At 44.8% G+C, this 4188-nt stretch carries 2 protein-coding genes and 1 pseudogene; all 3 read right to left on the bottom strand.

Going from position 1 to position 4188, the window contains the following annotated elements; translation table 11 throughout:
* Positions 1-202: pseudogene (locus tag ACFIJ7_RS09065) on the bottom strand (filamentous hemagglutinin); the annotation flags it as partial.
* A 12-nt stretch (positions 203-214) separates the two neighbouring features.
* Positions 215-616, bottom strand: a complete 402-nt coding sequence (locus ACFIJ7_RS09060; protein ID WP_330169043.1) for a hypothetical protein — start codon at positions 614-616, stop codon at positions 215-217.
* 20 nt (positions 617-636) lie between these two features.
* A partial coding sequence (locus ACFIJ7_RS09055; RefSeq protein ID WP_375645130.1) for a hemagglutinin repeat-containing protein occupies positions 637-4188 on the bottom strand: 3552 nt, incomplete at its 5' end.

Below are 4188 nucleotides of genomic sequence, written 5' to 3'. Positions count from 1 at the left end.
GCGGTACATTTTTATTCTCCGCATGTTGCTCTGCATAAACAGCCGCCTCATAGGGTGGTGTAAAAATGCCATTGAGGAACACATGCACCTTGCCATCAGAACCTTCTTGTAAATGCTGCTTTTCCTCATCCGTTAAATAATGAAAGTGAGGAAACAATCGCGCCATTCCAAGCGAAGGCAAGGATGGCGCATTGTTGATCATCACAAGCAAGACTTAAGGATAGCATTCATATTGTTCTGGATGCTTTTTACAAAAAGGGCTGTTTAAGCGCTTCTTGACACTGCGCCTCGGGATCACAGCGCCTGGACGACAAATCGGGAGATTTTCGGCTTTATGATTTACACACCATCCCCCCCCCCTTTCTTCATAGCGGAATCCTGATTGAACCATGCAAGCATGAATTGTTGCTATTGCATTATTACTGAGCTTTCTACTTTCTGGATCCTTATCATAAGGGGTTGGCATACCGCATTCTAACAAGGCTTTTCCTATCTCAGTAAAATCTGCTCCTGGCTTTTCCCATGCCCCTATAGAAGATGTGGGAGTTTTATTAAACTGGCACCCAGCTATACTCAATAGAGTTATCGCACTTAATAATTTTAAGGTTTGTTTCATTTTTTCCTCCATGATTTAATTCAAGGTTTTTGTTCTAGATGAGATGTGCCATAATTATATCTACATTCATAACTCGCGTCTCCAAGACAGGTATGGGAACTTATGGGATTCATGATCACTCTCCACCATTCTGTCCAAGCATTACTGCCAGCAGGTATTGTCTCATAAGTATAGTCATTGCCACCAATCCACCGGCTTACAAAGTCATATCTATTCCCATCAAAGCCAATGGTAGTTTGTTTGCCACCACTCACATAACCTAACAGACCGGATGCCGCCAAAACATTAGCCGCTGGTCCATGGAAACTGATCGTTGTATTGCCAGCTACATCATTTACACCTTCTTGTTTGAAAGAATTCATCATATTAAAGCCTGTCAAACTGCCACGACTATGGGCATCAAAATGCAATCCTGTGTTACCATAGCGAGACATTATATCTTTTGCTTCTTGTGTGGAATTGGTCAAACCCCAAAAGTTATTTTCCATAAACTTCTGGTAGCCTGCGACCAGAAGTTCTGAGATAGCAGAATCCGCTTGGGGGAACACAACAAAATAAAGCGGTACATTTTTATTCTCCGCATGTTGCTCTGCATAAACAGCCGCCTCATAGGGTGGTGTAAAAATGCCATTGAGGGACACATGCACCTTGCCATCAGAGCCGGCTTGCAAATGTTCCTTTTCTTCATCTGTTAAATAATGAAACTTAGGTATTTTTTGTCCACGAGCGTCTTTGATATACTGTCCATTTTCATCTTTGCGATAAATAATATTTCCGTCTTCATCACGGTCGACCACAGCGATGGGGTGCTCTTTGATAAACATGGTTTTATAGGAATCATCGCTGTATTTAAACCCCTCTTCTAAGAGTTGGGTTGCCATTTCGCGGTTTTCATGGACGATTTGTTCCAGCTTGCCTACATCGAGTTGTTGTACACCCTTATGGGCGGTGGCAGTATCACGATTAAGGGAGGCTATGGCTTGCTCAACATCTTGCCCTGTCAACGCCTTCTGCCCTGCTTCATTTGTCAGCACAATAGTGCTATCGCTAATGGCGGATTTGGTATAGCCTTCCTCTGAATCTTTGGCTTTTGCATGATCTAAAACATTTTTGGCAATGTTTTTCCCGACACCATATTTGCCCTGATACATCGGACCACCCGCAGAAATGCTGATCCCATCGCTGCTGGCTTGCGCATGCGCACTGTTGCTGATGTCACTGGTGGTAATGCTTCCTGTGGTCAGGCTGTTTTTTTCTGCCGGCGCAGTGCTGGAAATAAGCCCTCCGGTCAGCGTTGTTTTATCTTTAACGTTGATCTTAAAACCGCCATCACCCGCTTTGATGCCTGATTGTTCCACAACACTATGATAATCACTAGAGGATTTATCCTTGTTCAAGGAAATATTGGTTGAGGCTGCATCATCCTTTTTTCCACCATTAAACCCAATAGAAAAAGAGTTTTGCTTGCTGGAACTTTGACCCGTATCACTGCGACTGGTAATGTTCAAATCACGACCAACCTCCATTTCTACATGGTTTGCAGAAACCACGGCACCTGCCAATGTGGTATCCTCTCCACTGCTGGTATGAACAGTGCCAGTGCCTATAATATGGCTGTTCTTTTGCTGAACCTCCTCACTGGAGCCCTTGCCTTTACCAAAAGAGGCGTTACCCATCCACCCTGTGCCACCAGTACCATAACTATACCCAACATTCATTGAAGCGCTTTCACTTCTGTTTTGTGTGCTTTGCGTGTTTTGTGCACTTTCAAAGAGGATATGTTGTCTTGCATCCAAGGTGATATTCCCGCTCTGTTCATCATTTGCATAGACTGGATTGGTACCAGCGATAATATCAGCGCCAATACTATGGATGCTGCCTTCATGGGCATGGATATTAATAGAACGCCCTCCTTCTATGCTATCTGTCACCGCAGTAGATGTCTGAACAGATGCCTCCTCCTTCTCTGTCTTAAAGCCCACGGTTACGCTAGCAGAAACATCAACAATATCACGAATAGACTGTTTGTTTCCACCTTTCATCCCATTATAAAGACCTTTGCCTTTGCTATAGAGATCATAGCCTTTTAGACCAGCAATAAGACCATTACCGATTTTGTGTTTTGTATCCCCATGACCAAAACGTTTGGCTGCATCCTTTACATCTTTTACTGTACCAAGAATACCCACATTGACAGAGCCTGTCACACCAGCAAAAGACTTTTCATGCTTTTCTTTTGCGTTAGAGGTATCATAGCTTTCTGATAGTGTGATATTATTGCCGGCATCAATGTTGACATCACGATCCGCCGAAACAATGGTTGCTTGTAAGTTCACATCATTGCCACCATTGATCTGCACATCTTTTCCCGCCTTGAAATTAGATGGCGTATTGGTATTTTCCCATTGGTCCCCTGTGTCTTTGGCGCTCGCAATTCCAACACCCACGGAAGCACCGCTAGGGTTCTTTTCAAACTGAAACCCAAAACCTGTGCGTTCTTCCTTTGAGCTTGCGCTATGACGATTGTGACCAGGTGAAACATTCACATCATGGGCTGCCGAAACATGAATATTTTCTTGCGCAGTAAAATCAGAGCCCTCCACGTTCACATCTTTTTTGGTGGCGGTGATGGTGATATTTTTCCCATTGAGAGAAGAGCCTTGATGCTCAAAACTCTCTTCATTTTCTGTCTTTCCCTCACTCCCGTATATCGACACAAAACCCTTGCCCGATCCCACACCAAAACCCGTTTCATGGGTCTCTGAATGGCTGCTATGGTGGTCCGTCATGCCATCAATTGTCACATTTTCTCCCGTCACATGAATATCTTCATTTGCAAACATATGAGAAGCAGTGATTGTGGTCTCTTTGTCTGATTGCGTGATAATGTTGCCCGTTGCCCCAAGGATAGAGGAGACCGTTGTGGTATGCGATTGAGAACTATCGGACGATTCCTCATGCAAAAAGCCACTTGATGACGATTGTGCTTGCTGATCCAACTGTTCTTGGGCGCCTTTTATGACAATCTTTCCCCCAGAGTGAATAGTAATATCCGCTTGTTTCTGTTCTCCTGGTGCTTTCTCTCCTAACGTTTCCTCTGCCTTACCGGCTACGAGCGTCGAGGCGACAACTTCCGTGTTGTTTCCTGAGTCAATGGCAATGCCTTCACCCCCAGATATGAGTGAACCGGAAACTTGGGTAGCATCCACCTTGTTATGCTCAGATTTGCTGCTACTGAATGCTCCACCCTCTTTGTGGTACGACATTTCATAGTGTAAGCTATCCTCTGCATTGGTGATCAGGACATCGTTGCTGGCTTTCAGCCCCACCTTGCCATCAGCCGCAACAGAACTTCCCGTGATGGTGAGATCATGCGGTTTGCCATCCTGCCCTGCAATGACAGTGGTATCACCTCCCGATTTTATCGAAGAGCCAACCGCATGAGAAGCTTGCATGTCCACTTTCGTGTTTTTGGTGCGAAGATGATACTCCATCTCATCGTTTCTCACCCCTATTGTTACCTCCCCTTGGGCGCCAAGACCAACATTGCCCTTCGCATCGATATCGGAAGC

Origin of the sequence: Bartonella sp. MR100HLJHH, assembly GCF_042194215.1 — a bacterium.
GTDB lineage: Bacteria > Pseudomonadota > Alphaproteobacteria > Rhizobiales > Rhizobiaceae > Bartonella > Bartonella grahamii.
The sequence above is the reverse complement of the archived record's forward strand: the minus strand, read 5'-3'. Positions and strand labels throughout refer to the sequence as shown.

Excerpts from the sequence above, each read along its gene's own strand:
- ACFIJ7_RS09060 (WP_330169043.1), bottom strand. The coding sequence starts at position 616 with ATGAAACAAACCTTAAAATTATTAAGTGCGATAACTCTATTGAGTATA.